The sequence below is a fragment of the Pseudarthrobacter sp. LT1 genome, assembly GCF_035621795.1.
Lineage (GTDB): Bacteria > Actinomycetota > Actinomycetes > Actinomycetales > Micrococcaceae > Arthrobacter.
Window position 1 is genome coordinate 3,377,547 of sequence record NZ_CP141830.1, and the last position, 14,803, is coordinate 3,392,349.

Sequence of the window (14,803 nt, forward strand, 5' to 3'; positions counted from 1 at the left end):
TTTGGTGCCGGGCGGAAACCCGGAAAAGTCAGCCCAGCAGGTCCAGGATCTCCGAGCGGGCAAACATCTGCGCCGCTGCCCGTGCCGACGGCGCACCGGCGTCCGGATCCGCTCCGGCGCCCAGGAGAACCCGGGCCACGTCCGTGTAACCCTTGAACGCCGCTCCTGCGAGCGGGGTCTGTCCCCTGTCGTTGGCGGTGTTGGCTTCAGCACCGTGCTGCAGAAGCAGCTGCACGGTCCCGGCATGGCCGTGGTACGCCGCCAGCATGAGCAGCGAGTCACCGGCGGCGTTGGTCATGGTGGCGGGCACCCCGGCGTCCAGGTAGGCACCCAGTAGCTCGTCGCTGCCGTCACGGGCAGCCTGGAAGAGCGTGTGCGCCAAAGCCAGGGCGTCGTCGTCGTGCCCCTCCGTTGCCTCTGCCCCGGCGTGGTCGGGCGTGGTGTTCTCGGTCATCAGCGTGGCCCCCTCAGGAATCCGGTCTGGCGGCCCACGACCTGGCCGGCGTCGGGGGCGACGATGAGTTCCTGGGCGGCCGGATACGGCTCGTCGCCGTCCAGGACCGTCAGTATTTCATCCGGGGCCACGGAACGCTTGATGACTGCCAGGGCGACGGGGCCCATTTCGTAGTGCTGCGCCACCGATGTCACGGTCCCCACTTTCCGCTCCCCGGCCAAGACGGGACTGCCGGCAGCGGGCAGGGTGTGCTGCGAACCGTCCAACTGCAGGAACACCAGCCGGCGCGGCGGGTGGCCAAGGTTGTGGACGCGGGCGATGGTTTCCTGCCCCTTGTAGCAGCCTTTGGCCAGATGCACGGCGGTGCGCAGCAGGTCCAGCTCGTGCGGGATGGTCTTGTCGTCCGTCTCGGCCCCGATCCTGGGCCGCCACGCAGCGACCCGGAGGGCCTCGGCGGCGAGCACGCCGGCCAACGCGCGCCCGGCGACGGCGTCCTCAAGCCCGGCGGCGGGGATGAGGTACTCGAACCAAGGGCGCTCAAGCCCGGGATGGTTCTCCTCGGAGACGGTGGCGTAGGAGTATCCGCCGGCGGAGACGTGCGGCCACGGGTCCTGCCAGGCGAGGTGGCCGGACCATTCGGGGACGGCACGTGTGCTGCCCACAACGGCCCAGTCCCCCGAGACGTCGGCGATCTCCACCCGCAGCATGAACTTCATGCGGTTGAGGTACTCGGCAAGCGGGGCGGCTTCGGCTGCCTCCACGATCAGCCAGGTGCTTTCGCCGTCGTCGACCACCCGGGCGTCGAAATCGATGCGGCCCTGGACGCTGAGGAGCAGCAGTTCGCTGGACTCGGCCGGTTTCAGGGCTGCCACCTGCTGTGAGGACAGGGTATTGAGCCAGCTGAGCCGGTCCGGCCCGGTGACGGTGACCACGCCGCGGTGGGAAAGGTCGACGACGGCTGTTCCGGCGGCGAGTGCGCGCTGCTCGCGCAGCGGCTCGCCGTAGTGGGCGGCGACCCCGGCGTCAGGGCCGGCGGCCTCGACGGCCCCGGGGCGCGACAACAAAGGGCTGGGCGTAGTCATATGTAGTAGAAGTCCTTGGAGGTCAGCGGTATTCCGGGTTTTCGAAATCGAATCGTGTGCCGGCAGCCCATTCGCCCGGCAGGTTTCCGTACGCGGGATAACCCCCGGCGTCCTTCAGGGTCCGGGCCAGGTGCAGGAGGTTCCACGTCATGAACGTGGTGTTCCGGTTGGTGAAGTCTGTCTCCGGGCCGCCCGAGCCTTCATCCAGGTAACTGGGTCCGGGCCCCACCGGCCCGATCCATCCGGCGTCGGCCTGCGGGGGGATGCTGAAGCCGATGTGCTGCAGGCTGTACAGGACGTTCATGGCGCAGTGCTTAATGCCGTCTTCGTTTCCGGTGATCAGGCAGCCGCCGACTTTCGGGTAGAACGCCCATTGGCCCTTGCCGTTGAGCTCCCCGGAGTGGGCGTAGAGGCGTTCGATCAGCTTCTTGGTCTGGGAGGAGTTGTCCCCCAGCCAGATGGGTCCGGCCACCACAACAATGTCGGCTTCCTGGACCGCGGGGTAAAGCTCCGGCCACTCGTCGGTAGCCCAGCCGTACTGGGTCATGTCCGGGTAGACGCCGCTGGCGATGTCGTGGTCCACCGTGCGGATCACCGTGGTGCTGACGCCCTGCTTTTCCATGATCCGGCGGCTGACGCGGATCAGCCCATCGGTGTTGGAGGTCTGGGGCGACTTCTTCAGCGTGCCGTTGAAGAAGACAGCCTTGAGGTCGCTGTAACCGGCCGGCGTTCCTGCTGCTTCCCGGGTGCTTTCTTCCACGGTGCCGCTCCCCTTTTCGTGGGTCAGGAGACCCTCTTTATGGTCAGGAAACTCGTTGGTCAGGAAACCCTGTGCAGGAAGGCGGAAGCATGTGCCTCCAGACCCTTTCCTGCCTCACCGCCCGCGGCCACGTCCCACCGCCACAACAGGTTGCCGTCCACCAGACCGAAAATGCGGGTGGCCGCGCTGTAGTCCTTCGAGTGGCTGCCGCGCATCACCATGTCGGTGGTCAGCTGGATCTGGGGACCCTTGATCTGGCCGTAGTACAACTCCGAGATTCCGCCGGGGTGCGAGATGGACACGGAGATGTCGAAGCCGCCGTCCTTGTTGCGCAGTGCCTCTACCTCGTCGGCACTCTTCAGCACCGGCACGATGTCGGCCGGCACCAGGCCGGGACCGCCGTCGGCATCAAGCTGCTTGCGCTCCAGGGCCCAGAAACCTGTCTCGACGGTGAGCGGCCGCAGGCGCGTGCCTTCGTCGTCGGTCAACCAGCTTTCGGCACGGTACTGCAGATACGGCAGGCCGTTGTGGGTGAAGGAGACGTGCTGCAGGAAGTGTTCGGAATCCTCGTCGCCGCTGCCCAGCCGGCCCCGGCCCTCCCACTCACCGATGAGCCAGGAAAGGGGGACGAGTTCGGGGGTCAGGTCTGTAGGAATCTCAATGGGCATTGGTATTACCTCCAGATACGGCCGGTCCTGGAAAAGGGGTGGCTACTTCTGGCCCTTGAAGAGGCGGTAGACCACGAAACCGGCGAACCAGGCCATGGACAGGCTCGCAATGCCGAGCAGGACAAGGAAGAAGATTTCAAAAGCAAGTACGGACATGGTGCCATCCTAACCCGTTAGTAGATGAGTAGTTTGTCTATGAAGTACGCGAGGGATCCGACGGCCGAAACCGGGGCAAGGCCCATGCCCAGCGCGGCCGCGATGTTCAGCGGAGCGCCGCGGAGCGTTGCCAGCCGCCGGAAGCTGGCAAGGACCGCACCCACAACCACGCCGAAGACGGCGGCCGGCAGGACGGCGATGTCCGACAGGACCAGCCCGGCGAGCGGTCCGGCCAGTCCGGCAAGCACCACTCCCAGCGGGGCGACGATGCTGTCCGGCCAGCGGATAAGCCCTGCCAGCAGGGCCACTGCGGCGCTGATCGCCGCCACCAGCAGCATTTCCCGGACACCGTTGAACCGGGAACCGGCAATCCAGCCCGCGCCGAGGCAGGACAAGAGGACACCCGCGCAGCATCCAAGGGTGGACTCCAGCCGCTGCGCCTGCCCGGTGCCGCGGATCAGCTGCACCACGAAGACGGCCATCATTCCCAGGGCAACGAAGGCCGGTGTCCAGTCCAGGTATCCGGGGGCGGGCGCCAGGCCCGCCGCCACTGCGGCGCCTGCGCCCGGCAGGGCGATGACGGCGGCGAGGGTCTTCTTGGCGGGAATGCGCAGGAAGTGCGGCCAGCCGATGCCCACGGCCGCGGCGATCAGGATTCCCACCGCCACGAGTGCTTCCGGCGAGGCGTAGACCCCGGCGATGATCGCAATGAGGCCGGCTATCCCGACGACGCCAACGGTCCAGGAGCCAAGAGAACGGACGGGCGCCTGCAGTTCCGCCGTCATGCGGAGCCCGGCCTGTGCTTCGTCTGTGCACTCACTGCGCTGTTTTCCCATCCTGGCGATCGGCCGGAAGGCTGGTCAGCCCCCTCATGGCAGGGCAGATCCGCCCTGGTCCAATCCTGCCTTATGTGAACTGGATATGTCGCAAAACGTGCTTGCCCACGTCGCGAATCTGTGGTCTGAAAGGGGCTGACGGGTATACTCAAGGTTCAGCTACGCTCCCTGCTGAGGTGGCTGGCCGGCGGCATGCTGACGGACCAAAACCTCCTGCAGGAAGCCAGTACCGGCCGGTGAGAATCCGGTTCAGTCGCCCAACGATGCGCGGACGGCCCTTGGAGGAACAATGTCGCACATCCTGTTACTGACCAACAGCACCGGTTCTTCGGTGGACATCCTGCCTGCCCTTGAGCTGCTGAACCACAGGGTCCATATCCTCCCCGCCGAGCCGACGGCCCTCCTCGAAACAGACCCCTGCGACATTGTCCTGCTGGACGCCCGCAAGGACTTGGTGGGCGCCCGCTCCCTCACCCAGCTCCTGAAAGCCACTGGCCTCAGCGCCCCGCTCGTGCTGATCCTCACTGAGGGCGGCATGGCAGCGGTGTCCTCCGCCTGGGCCGTTGACGACATCGTCCTCGATTCCGCCGGCCCCGCTGAGGTGGAGGCCCGCATCCGGCTGTCCGTCGCCCGGGCCGTGCCCGAGCAGGAAGACACCCCGAGCGAAATCCGCGCCGCCGGCGTCGTCATCGATGAGGCAAGCTACACGGCCCGGGTCAACGGGGCGCCCCTGAACCTGACATTCAAGGAGTTCGAACTCCTGAAGTACCTGGCGCAGCACCCGGGCCGCGTCTTCACCCGGCAGCAGCTGCTTACCGAGGTTTGGGGTTACGACTACTACGGCGGCACGCGCACCGTGGATGTCCACGTCCGGCGGCTGCGGGCCAAGCTCGGCGCGGACCACGAGAACCTGATCAGCACCGTCAGGAACGTGGGGTACCGCCTCACCCTGGTCCGGCAGCAGGAAGATGAACTCACCGAGGCCTGAGCCTGGACCGCCGCCGGCGTATAGCCTTGGCTCATGACTCCAGCGCATCCGCAGAAGTGGCCCGTCCATGTCGTCCGGGGCGGAGTTGACCAGCAACTGCTGAAAGACTGCCGCGACCTTTTGGCCGCGGCTGAGGAATCGGACGGCAATCCTTCCATTTCGGAGCAAACCCTGGTGACCATGCGCGCCGGAGATTCGGCGGAGCACACCCTGCTGACACTGGCCCTCTACGCGCCGGACGAGGACTCCGACCCGGTGACCGGCCAGGATCTGGCGGGCTTCGCCGTCGTGGTTGAAGAGCAGGACGGAACCGGCATCCTGGAAATCGCCGTCCATCCCTCCTACCGGAACCAGGGTGTGGCGGACCGGCTGGTGGGCGCGCTCAAGGAGGTCCGTGGCTTTGACGGGCTGAAGGCGTGGTCCCACGGCAACCACGAGGCCGCGGCCGACCTTGCTGCCCGCTACGGGTACGCGCCGATGCGCGAGTTATGGAAGATGCGGATGACGACGGCGGGCGCGGACCTGCCCGACGCCGGCCTTCCGGACGGCGTGGCTATCCGTGCCTTCGTGCCCGGCAAGGATGAGGAGGCGTGGCTGGCCGCCAACCGGGCGGCGTTCGCCCACCACCCCGAGCAGGGCGGCCTCACCAGGGCCGACCTCGACGCGCGCATGGCGGAGGACTGGTTCGACCCGTCCGGCTTCCTCCTGGCGGAGGGCCGGGACGGCCGCCTCCTGGGGTACCACTGGACCAAGGTCCACCCCCGCCACGGTGAGCACCCTGCGATCGGCGAGGTTTACGTGGTGGGCGTGACGCCGGAGGCACAGGGCATGGGCCTGGGCAAGGCTTTGACCATTGCCGGCATCAAACACCTTCGCGACGCGGGATTGAACGGCGTGATGCTTTACGTGGATGCGGACAACGCCCCGGCCGTTGCCCTGTACCGCCGGCTCGGCTTCACCCGCTGGGACATGGACGTCATGTACGGCCCCGCCGGCGGGTAGGCAGACCGCGAACCAATCCCCGGCGCCGCGTAAAACAAAGGCCGTGGGGCCGGTGAATGCTTGTAAGGTTGAAATGGAGCCGCGCGGGGCGGAAGCGCCGGCACTGGAGCGCCAGCTAAAGGAGAAGCCATGAACCCGGAACCGTCCGGAACAGCCACGTCCCAGGATGTTGCGGTGCCTGTCCGGGCCCGCTTCGGCTCCTCCGAAGTACCGGCATCACGGGCCACCCAGGACCGGATCGACATTCCTGAGTTCGCACCGAACCTGCAGCCGGAAGGCGACATCCGCCCTGACCGGTTCCTGGACCGCGAACTGAGCTGGCTTGCCTTCAATTCCCGGGTGCTGGAACTGGCGGAAGACCCCACCCTCCACCTGCTGGAACGGGTCAGCTTCCTGTCCATCTTCGCCTCCAACCTGGACGAGTTCTTCATGGTCCGCGTGGCAGGCCTCAAGCGCCGCATCGCTACCGGACTCGCCGTCCCCTCCCCTGCCGGCCTGAGCCCGGTTGAGGTGCTGGAGCGGATCAGCGAGGAAGCCCACCGGCTCCAGCAGCGGCATGCACAGGTCTTCGCCGAGCAGATCCGCCCCGCCCTTGCCTACGAGCACATCCACGTCATGCAGTGGGGGGAACTGGATGACGCCGCCCAGCAGCAGCTCAGCGTCATGTTCGCGGAAAAAGTCTTCCCCATCCTGACGCCCCTTGCCGTGGATCCGGCGCACCCGTTCCCCTACATCTCGGGCCTGTCACTGAACCTTGCCGTCGTGGTCCGGAACCCGGTCAGCGACAAGGAGCTCTTCGCCCGCGTCAAGGTCCCGGACCAGCTGCCGCGGCTGATCTCCATCGACGGCCCCCGCGCCGGTGCCGTGCCGGGCCGGGTGGCGCGGTTCATCGCGCTTGAAGAAGTCATCGCCGTGCACTTGGACAAGCTGTTCCCCGGCATGGAGGTCCTGGAGCACCACACCTTCCGCGTGACGCGCAACGAGGACGTGGAGGTGGAGGAGGACGATGCCGAAAACCTCCTGCAGGCACTGGAGAAGGAACTCCTCCGCCGCCGGTTCGGCCCGCCGGTCAGGCTGGAAGTCACCAACGACATCAACCCCAACATCCGGGCCCTGCTGATCCGTGAACTGGGGGTCGAAGAGTCCGAGGTGTACTCGGTGCCCGCGCCGCTGGACATGCGGGGCCTGTCCGTCATCGCCGGCATCGACCGCGCGGACCTGCACTACCCCAAGCATGTCCCGCACACGTCGCGGTACCTGAACGAGTCCGAGACATCCAAGGCTGCCAACGTGTTCGCCGCCATGCGCCGCCGGGACATCCTGCTGCACCACCCGTACGATTCGTTCTCCACGTCAGTCCAGGCTTTCCTGGAACAGGCCGCGGCGGACCCGAAGGTCCAGGCCATCAAGCAGACCCTGTACCGCACCTCCGGTGACTCGCCCATTGTGGACGCCTTGATCGACGCTGCCGAGGCCGGCAAGCAGGTCCTGGCCCTGGTGGAAATCAAGGCGAGGTTCGATGAGCAGGCCAACATCTCCTGGGCCCGCAAACTGGAACAGGCCGGCGTCCACGTGGTGTACGGCATCGTGGGCCTGAAAACGCACTGCAAGCTTTCGCTGGTGGTCCGGCAGGAAGTGGACGGGCTGCGACGCTACTGCCACATCGGAACCGGCAACTACCATCCGCGCACTGCACGGTACTACGAGGACCTGGGCCTGCTGACTGCCAACGACCAGGTGGGCGAGGACCTTTCCAAGCTGTTCAACCAGCTTTCCGGCTACGCGCCCAAGTCAACCTTCAAGCGCCTGCTGGTGGCACCCCGCTCCGTGCGCTCCGGGCTCATCGACCGGATTGAGACGGAGATCCGCAATGCCCGGGCAGGCGTGCCGGGCCATGTGCAGATCAAGGTGAACTCGATGGTGGACGAGGCCATCATCGACTCCCTTTACCGTGCCTCCCAGGCTGGCGTGAAGGTGGACGTCGTAGTCCGCGGTATCTGCTCGCTGCGCCCCGGCGTTCCCGGCCTGAGCGACAACATCACGGTGCGTTCCATTCTGGGCCGGTTCCTTGAACACTCGCGGGTGTTCGCCTTTGCCAACGGCGGGGACCCCGTGGTGTACATCGGCTCCGCGGACATGATGCACCGGAACCTGGACCGACGGGTGGAGGCGCTGGTGCAGCTCAGCAGCCCGGACGACATCACCTACGTCCTTGACCTCCTGCGGCGCTACATGGACCCGGAAACCTCCAGCTGGCACCTCGACAACGAGGGCCGCTGGATCCGGCACCACCTCTCCGAGGACGGGAAGCCGCTCGAAGACGTCCAGTCCTGGCTGCTGGCGTCCCGGCCGCGGCAACGCACCCTGAGCCGGCGATAAGGGCCGCCGCGTTGTCGAGCGATGCACTCGTAGCTGACCAGACTGACCACCCGGGGGAACCCATAGCTGTAACTGCTGCGGGCGCCATTCCCTGGCGCGCCGGCAGGGACGGCCTGGAGGTCCTGCTGATCCACCGACCCCGCTATGACGACTGGTCATGGCCCAAGGGAAAGATCGACGCCGGCGAGACAATCCCCGAATGCGCCGTCCGTGAGGTGTGGGAGGAGATCGGCCTTAAGGCGCCCCTGGGCATACCCCTGCCGCCCATCCACTACCACGTTGCGTCGGGCCTCAAGGTCGTCCACTACTGGGCCGTCAAGGTCAACGGCGAGACCGTGGTTCCTGACGGCAAGGAGGTGGACAGCGTCATGTGGTGCGCCCCCGAAAAGGCCGCCCGCCTGCTGTCCAACCCGTCCGACGTCAGCCCACTTGAATACCTGCGCGACGCGCACGAACGCGGGGAACTGGACACGTGGCCCCTGCTGGTGCTCCGCCATGCCAAGGCCAAGCCGCGCTCATCCTGGAGCAAGGCCGAGGGCGAACGCCCGCTGGCGGCCACCGGATCCCGGCAGGCCCAGGCCGTGGGCCGGCTCCTGCAGGCATGGAAGCCGATGCGGGTGGTAACCAGCCCTTGGTTGCGCTGCGTTGCAACCGTCGCGCCGTACGCGCGGGCCACGGGCGCGAAAGTGAAGCTCGCGGAGGGCTTGACCGAGCACAAGCATCAGCGCAGTCCGAAGAAGACGGCGGCCGTCATCGAATCGCTTGTCGACAAGCAACGGGCTGTGGTGGTCTGTACCCACCGGCCCGCCCTGCCCACGGTGCTCAAGCAGCTTGCCACCCACATGCCATCACACCTGGCGAAGCTGCTGCCCGCCCACGAGCCGTTCCTGTCCCCGGGCGAGGTGGTGGTCTGCCATGTGGCCAACAGCGGTAAGAAACGGGTTGTAGCGGTGGAGCAGTTCAAGCCCTTTGACGACTAAGGAAACCCGCGCCGCTTGACCCGGGGCCCGGTATCCCCCTTGACTTGGGTGAACGATGCACAGTTCTGGGGGGATAACGTGCCGGCTGCCATGACCGCTGTTGTTTCTGATGCTCCACCCATGGCCGTCCTCTGGCCGTTCCTGCTCGCCGGCGGCGCGTACCTCCTGCTCCGATCCCTGATCCGTGGTGCCCGGGGCCGGGACACTATGGCCGCAGCGTCCCGGCATGCGCTGTGCATCGGCGTCATCGGATGGATGGCAAGCTCCCTGCTTCCTGCTGCGAATGCGGGCATTCTGCCACTATCCGGGGCATCAACCGAGCCCGTGGACATCGCCCCGGCCCTCGCTTGGCCGGTCCTCGGCTGCCTGACCGCACACGCGCTGGGGCAGGCAAGCTACCCCAAAGCACGCCCCCGGCCGGTCCTGCAGAGCCGAAAGCCTCCCCGGCTCCGAGGGTTGGTTTCCCGTCCCCTCGCCTGGACGGTGACGGTGATCTTCCTACTGTCCGCCGCCCAGATCGCGTGGACGTCCACCCTGCCCGGTTTCGACCCCCGCCCGTATGGCTCACGTCCGGATGGTGAGGGCGGCTACGCCACCTTCGGCGGAGAAGGCCGGATCCCTGGCGTGGAGCTGGCGAGGTACCTGGGCGGGGCGTTGTTCGTCCTGGCTGGCGGAACCCTCGCCGTGCTGTTGCTGATCAGCCGCAGGGCGCCGGTGGACGGACTTGCTCCCGGACCGGACAGAGTCCTGTGGACCATCACCACGAACCGCCTGCTCCGTACGGTGGCGACAATCGCGTCCGGGTTGGCGGCCATTGCGGGGAACCACGCAGCCCGGCCCGATCCGGCCGTTGGCCCCGTGAACTGGTTCAACCCGGCCGGTGCGTTGAATCTGGCGGTGCTGCTACTGATGTTGCTGTGGGCACCGCCCAGGTTTCCCGGGGCTCCAATATCCCGCCGGGATGCCAGCGCGCGGGCCCAGCCGGCGACGCGGCTGTCGGTATCAATCGGCGCCGCGATGGGGCTGGCAGCGTTCGTGCCAATACCCACTGCATTCTTCGCCCCGGGAGTCGTGACGGGGCATCCCGCGCTTTTCGTGGCGGTATCCGCAGCTGGAGTCCTGGCCGTTGTTTCACTCGGCGAACTGCTGGTCCACCGGACTTACGGGACCGCGGACGAGCCCCGGCACTGGCCCCGCCAACCGGTTTCACCCGTCCTGGCCTGCACCCTGGTTGCGGCTACTACCGTTCTCGTGGCTGTCGTTTTCCTTGTTGCCTGGCGGCAGGTTGAGCTGGGAGTGGAGCAGTCATGGCCGGTCACTGTTTGGACCAGTGCCGGGGTTGTGCTCGTTTCGGGCTTTCCCCTGCTGCTTGCCCGCCGGCGCAGCAGCGTTCCAGGGGCTGTCCCGGGACTCGACGCCGCACTCCGCGCCATCGCCGTGCACCGGGTGGTCCGGACGCTGGCGGCGTTCCTGGCCGGCCAGGCCGGGGTGCTTCTGATGAGCGCCGGACCAAAGCTGTACCGGGCATCGCCACTCAGTCCGGAACCGTGGGACATCTTCTGGCAGGCTGCCCCAGCCGTGGGGGCCCTCCTCGCAGCCGCGGGCGTGGTGATCGCCGTGATCCCCGTCGGTGGAACAGCCCAGCGCAGCGGCGTAGCACCGCCAGCCGGACATCTTCAGCCAGTAGACTTGGGGGGTGAGCATCCCAACGCCTTATGAAGACCTCCTGCGCGATGTCCTGGCCACCGGCACCCATAAATCGGACCGCACGGGCACCGGAACAACCAGCGTTTTCGGGCGCCAGATCCGCTTTGACCTTTCGAAGAGCTTCCCGCTGATCACCACCAAGCGGGTCCATTTCAAGTCTGTGGCGGTTGAGCTCCTGTGGTTCCTGCGCGGCGAGACCAACATCAAGTGGATGACGGACCAGGGCGTCACCATCTGGAACGAGTGGGCGGACGCGGACGGCGACCTTGGCCCTGTCTACGGCGTGCAGTGGCGCAGCTGGCCCACCCCGGACGGCGGCCACATCGACCAGATCGCCGAACTCATCGAGAACCTGAAGTCGAATCCAGACTCGCGCAGGCACATCGTGTCCGCGTGGAACGTCTCCGAACTCAACGACATGGCACTCCCGCCCTGCCACGCTTTCTTCCAGTTTTACGTGGCCAACGGCAAGCTCTCCTGCCAGCTCTACCAGCGCTCCGCTGACATGTTCCTGGGCGTCCCCTTCAACATCGCCTCCTATGCGCTGCTCACCTGCATGGTCGCCCAGCAGGTGAGCCTTGAGCCCGGCGAATTCGTGTGGACCGGCGGTGACGTGCACATCTACGAGAACCACATGGACCAGGTCCTCAAGCAGCTGGAACGCGAGCCCTACGAGTACCCGCAGCTGAAGATCACCCGCAAGCCGGCCTCGATCTTCGACTACACCTTGGAGGACTTCGACGTGGTGGGCTACCAGCACCACCCGACGATCAAGGCGCCGATCGCCGTATGAGCACCGAAAACTCCACTGATCCCCAGTCCTTTACGGAGGAGCTGGCTGCCTCGATCACCGGCGTCGGCCTGGTCTGGGCGCAGACCTCCGACGGTGTGATCGGCAAGGACGGGGACATGCCCTGGCATCTGCCCGAGGACCTCAAACACTTCACCCGCCTCACCAGCGGGCATCCGGTCATCATGGGCCGGAAGACCTGGCTGTCGTTCCCGGACAAGTACCGCCCGCTGCCCGGGCGGACCAACATCGTCATCACCCGGCAGAAAAGCTGGGCCAACACTCCCGAGGCGGAGGGCGCCGTCGTGGTTCCCTCCCTGGATGACGCGCTCCTTGAGTCGCAGTTCGTCGACGGCGGCGAAACAGTCTGGATCCTGGGCGGCGGGGACGTCTTCCGCCAGTCCACGGACCTCGCCAACGTCGCGGTGGTCACCACCATCGATGTGAAGGCCGACGGCGACACGTTCGCCCCGGAGCTCGGGGCCAGCTGGGAGGCCACCGCCTCCGTCCCGCCGGACGGCTGGCTCACGGCCGCCAACGGCACACGCTACCGATTCACCAAATGGTCACGGACCGAGGGCTAGGAACATGCTGAAGAAACCGGAAACCCTGTTCGTCCTGGGCTACATGCTGCTGCCCCTGCTGGCGCTGCTGTCCGCGATCGTGGGACTGACCATGATCCTGGGAGGCAACAAGATCGCCGGAGCCATCGTGCTGGTGGTGGTCACGCAGGTGTTCACCTTCGGGGCGTTCTTCGCGCTGCGCGCGCGGAAGGCAGCCGTACTGGAGCAGTCAAACCAGGGCTAACGCTCACTGCAGCAGCATGGGGAGGCCACCCCATCGCGGGCGGCCCGGTCCCGGCCTAGGCTGGGGCACGCAGCACTCTGGGGGCTGCTGGATGAATATTGGGGGGGGAATCCTGGTGGCAGGAACTTTGTGGGGCGCCGACGTCGAGCAACTGCGGGCCCTCGCGCAGCAGTTCAACAAGACGGCGGATCTGCTGCAGCAGCAGTCGACGCAGCTGAGCAGCCAGATCAACAACAACCCGGCCTGGAAGGGCGCGGACGCCCAGCGGTTCCGCTCGGACTGGAACACCAGCCACCGGACCCTTCTCCAGCAGACCGTCTCGCGGCTGCAGCAGGAATCGAAAGTACTGCTCAAGAACGCCGATGAGCAGGAGAAGGCGAGCACCAGCGGCTCGGGAGGAGCGGGCGAGCCTGGTGTGTCTGTCGACGCCAGCACCTCCCGTCCGCCGGTGCCTGGCCAGGGCAGCAACGATCCGTGGGGCCCGGACTGGCTCACTGATCCGGATTCCCCGTTCCGCGATGGCTGGGACATCTACGGCCTCACGAAGGCTTTCCCGAACATTCGAGCCGGGCTCTTCGACATCGGTGCCATGCTCCACAAGTCGCGAATCGGCGATTTTTTTGATCCGACAGCATGGCGGGCGTTCGAGGAATCCAACGAATTCAGCAGGTTTTTCAACCTGTCCAACAATTTGCTTGAAGGCAAATTCCACGAAGTCCTGAACCTCGCCGACACCACCAAGGCGTTCAAGTACCTGGACGGCTTCGGCAAGGGACTGGGCGTTGTGGGTGTGGGCCTGGACGCCATGGATGCCTTCAACAACATCAAAGAGGGCGACTACGAGGCAGGCGCCTATTCCGGCGCGAAAGTTGTCTTAGGTGCCCTGTCCTTTGCTCCACCGCCGGTAGGGACGGCCTGCATGGTGGCCAGTGGCGCACTCGCGCTGTACGACAACGTCCCCGTTATCCACGAGGCGGTCGATAACGCTAAAGATAAGATCGTTGAGGGGGCAGAAGCCGTTGGCGGTGCCATCAGCGACGGGGTCGACGCAGTCGGCGACTTTTTCGGCTTCTAAGGACTGAGGAGAACAATCAGTGACTGAAACAAGCACGGCCAGGGGCACAGTTGCCGGACGAGCGTTCCCGGACGCCATCGGATTTGGTTTCGCCGAACTGACACTTCTGCTGAGTCTGCGCCGTGGCCCTGAAGCAGAGGCATCTGCCAGGGCATTGAGGCTTACGAACGAGCTCGACGACCCTTCACTGCTCGCTGCCGGTGCCTCCTCCCTAGTGGCTCGTGGCGCGGCGACAGCAGAACCCCATGGTGAACTGTCTGTCGCCGGGCCGGTAGCAGCAGTAACGAGCGCTCTGACGGAGGCAGTCAAGCACGTCCAGATCAACCTCCTGACCGCTGATTCCGTAGACAACGTGCTGTCCGTCGAGTCGCCCGAGTACAAGATACTTCTGCAGCCCCGCGCGTACCTCAGCTGGTTTGCAATGGCACAACGTCCCGACCAAACACCCGCAGAAGCGGGTTTCTACATGGTCCGTAAGCACCTAGAGGACAACCCTTCCGGGGGCGCCACCATCCGACTCCTGCAGGACGATTCGAAAAAACAACTTCTCGTCAAGCGCAGCGGGCAGGGCTGGACGGTAGGGTATGGTGCCATCGATGCACCCTCCGAACCCATTCAGGAAATGACCGGGCTCACAGACGGCCAGGTCTTGGATCACATCCGATCAATCCGACAGGACTAAAGTGCAGAACGGCATTCCAGGCAATAGCTTTATTCCCGACGACCAAGTCCGCGCCGAACACGAGCAGGCGCTGGCACGCGGGGAAAAGAGAGTCCTGTTTCGCACCGTGAGCGGTGGCCTGTACAGCTATGCGAAGGACGAGCTAGGAGTGGTGACCGCCAGCTCACATCCTCAGGTACGGTCTGCGGCCGGCTTCCTGGTCATGGCGGCTGTCTTAGCTGCTGTCGCGGTGTTCTCCGTCCTGCTGGTGGCGGGACCCACAAGCAGGGGTCAAGGTCCGATGTGGAGCGCGCTGTTCTTGACAGCGGCTGGAGTTGGAGGCACCGCATACGCCATCCACATGGCGAAAGTGGCTTCAAGGGCCAAGCGCCTGCGGGCGGAACGCGGAATCCCCGAACCCACGGCCCGCCAGTTCGACCGATAACTGCCAACCTTTC

Annotated in this window: 16 protein-coding genes; 11 read left to right on the top strand and 5 right to left on the bottom strand. The window is 65.9% G+C overall.

Annotation, left to right across the window (positions count from 1 at the left end):
• Positions 1 to 28: 28 nt before the first annotated feature.
• From VIK36_RS15865 to VIK36_RS15885, 5 genes are all read right to left on the bottom strand, one after another.
• The gene (locus VIK36_RS15865; RefSeq protein ID WP_255172863.1) at positions 29 to 454 is read right to left on the bottom strand and encodes an ankyrin repeat domain-containing protein; all 426 of its coding nucleotides are present in this window, start codon (positions 452 to 454) and stop codon (positions 29 to 31) included.
• Positions 454 to 1,536 (bottom strand): YgfZ/GcvT domain-containing protein, encoded by a 1,083-nt coding sequence (locus VIK36_RS15870; protein WP_255172864.1) that lies wholly within the window; start codon positions 1,534 to 1,536, stop codon positions 454 to 456. Before VIK36_RS15870 ends, VIK36_RS15865 begins: the two co-directional genes overlap by 1 nt.
• Before the next feature lie 22 nt (positions 1,537 to 1,558).
• Positions 1,559 to 2,296, bottom strand: coding sequence for a flavodoxin family protein (locus VIK36_RS15875; protein WP_324642661.1), 738 nt, complete (start codon positions 2,294 to 2,296; stop codon positions 1,559 to 1,561).
• A 59-nt stretch (positions 2,297 to 2,355) separates the two neighbouring features.
• Entirely contained in the window at positions 2,356 to 2,964 is a 609-nt protein-coding gene (locus VIK36_RS15880) for an FABP family protein (protein WP_255172866.1), read from the bottom strand.
• A gap of 173 nt (positions 2,965 to 3,137) precedes the next feature.
• Positions 3,138 to 3,905 (bottom strand): permease, encoded by a 768-nt coding sequence (locus tag VIK36_RS15885; protein ID WP_324642662.1) that lies wholly within the window; start codon positions 3,903 to 3,905, stop codon positions 3,138 to 3,140.
• A gap of 340 nt (positions 3,906 to 4,245) precedes the next feature.
• On the opposite strand from VIK36_RS15885, the gene VIK36_RS15890 reads away from it, so the two are divergent.
• From VIK36_RS15890 to VIK36_RS15940, 11 genes are all read left to right on the top strand, one after another.
• Positions 4,246 to 4,944: a winged helix-turn-helix transcriptional regulator gene (locus tag VIK36_RS15890; protein ID WP_159631339.1), complete on the top strand. Its 699-nt coding sequence runs from the start codon at positions 4,246 to 4,248 to the stop codon at positions 4,942 to 4,944.
• A 33-nt stretch (positions 4,945 to 4,977) separates the two neighbouring features.
• Complete coding sequence (gene mshD / locus VIK36_RS15895; RefSeq protein WP_324642664.1) at positions 4,978 to 5,946, top strand: mycothiol synthase; 969 nt, start codon at positions 4,978 to 4,980, stop codon at positions 5,944 to 5,946.
• 129 nt (positions 5,947 to 6,075) lie between these two features.
• Complete coding sequence (locus VIK36_RS15900) at positions 6,076 to 8,325, top strand: RNA degradosome polyphosphate kinase (protein ID WP_255172869.1); 2,250 nt, start codon at positions 6,076 to 6,078, stop codon at positions 8,323 to 8,325.
• A gap of 11 nt (positions 8,326 to 8,336) precedes the next feature.
• Positions 8,337 to 9,305 carry an NUDIX hydrolase gene (locus VIK36_RS15905; RefSeq protein WP_324642666.1) on the top strand — a complete coding sequence of 323 codons (969 nt, stop codon included), beginning with the start codon at positions 8,337 to 8,339 and terminating at the stop codon, positions 9,303 to 9,305.
• A gap of 90 nt (positions 9,306 to 9,395) precedes the next feature.
• A complete protein-coding gene (locus tag VIK36_RS15910) occupies positions 9,396 to 11,024 on the top strand; it encodes a hypothetical protein (protein ID WP_324642667.1) in 1,629 nt (542 codons plus the stop codon).
• Positions 11,002 to 11,805, top strand: coding sequence for a thymidylate synthase (locus tag VIK36_RS15915; RefSeq protein ID WP_324642668.1), 804 nt, complete (start codon positions 11,002 to 11,004; stop codon positions 11,803 to 11,805). Before VIK36_RS15910 ends, VIK36_RS15915 begins: the two co-directional genes overlap by 23 nt.
• Positions 11,802 to 12,386, top strand: a complete 585-nt coding sequence (locus tag VIK36_RS15920; RefSeq protein WP_324642669.1) for a dihydrofolate reductase — start codon at positions 11,802 to 11,804, stop codon at positions 12,384 to 12,386. Before VIK36_RS15915 ends, VIK36_RS15920 begins: the two co-directional genes overlap by 4 nt.
• Positions 12,387 to 12,390: 4 nt before the next feature.
• Entirely contained in the window at positions 12,391 to 12,609 is a 219-nt protein-coding gene (locus VIK36_RS15925; protein WP_324642670.1) for an NF038396 family protein, read from the top strand.
• Between the two features lie 115 nt (positions 12,610 to 12,724).
• Positions 12,725 to 13,684, top strand: coding sequence for a hypothetical protein (locus VIK36_RS15930; protein ID WP_255172874.1), 960 nt, complete (start codon positions 12,725 to 12,727; stop codon positions 13,682 to 13,684).
• A 19-nt stretch (positions 13,685 to 13,703) separates the two neighbouring features.
• Entirely contained in the window at positions 13,704 to 14,366 is a 663-nt protein-coding gene (locus VIK36_RS15935; protein WP_255172875.1) for a hypothetical protein, read from the top strand.
• 1 nt (position 14,367) lies between these two features.
• Complete coding sequence (locus VIK36_RS15940; protein WP_324642671.1) at positions 14,368 to 14,790, top strand: hypothetical protein; 423 nt, start codon at positions 14,368 to 14,370, stop codon at positions 14,788 to 14,790.
• Positions 14,791 to 14,803: the final 13 nt, after the last annotated feature.

Coding starts and splice junctions, on each gene's coding strand:
- VIK36_RS15865 (WP_255172863.1), bottom strand. CDS start 454: ATGACCGAGAACACCACGCCCGACCACGCCGGGGCAGAGGCAACGGAG.
- VIK36_RS15870 (WP_255172864.1), bottom strand. CDS start 1,536: ATGACTACGCCCAGCCCTTTGTTGTCGCGCCCCGGGGCCGTCGAGGCC.
- VIK36_RS15880 (WP_255172866.1), bottom strand. CDS start 2,964: ATGCCCATTGAGATTCCTACAGACCTGACCCCCGAACTCGTCCCCCTT.
- VIK36_RS15885 (WP_324642662.1), bottom strand. CDS start 3,905: ATGACGGCGGAACTGCAGGCGCCCGTCCGTTCTCTTGGCTCCTGGACC.
- VIK36_RS15890 (WP_159631339.1), top strand. CDS start 4,246: ATGTCGCACATCCTGTTACTGACCAACAGCACCGGTTCTTCGGTGGAC.
- mshD (WP_324642664.1), top strand. CDS start 4,978: ATGACTCCAGCGCATCCGCAGAAGTGGCCCGTCCATGTCGTCCGGGGC.
- VIK36_RS15900 (WP_255172869.1), top strand. CDS start 6,076: ATGAACCCGGAACCGTCCGGAACAGCCACGTCCCAGGATGTTGCGGTG.
- VIK36_RS15910 (WP_324642667.1), top strand. CDS start 9,396: ATGACCGCTGTTGTTTCTGATGCTCCACCCATGGCCGTCCTCTGGCCG.
- VIK36_RS15920 (WP_324642669.1), top strand. CDS start 11,802: ATGAGCACCGAAAACTCCACTGATCCCCAGTCCTTTACGGAGGAGCTG.
- VIK36_RS15925 (WP_324642670.1), top strand. CDS start 12,391: ATGCTGAAGAAACCGGAAACCCTGTTCGTCCTGGGCTACATGCTGCTG.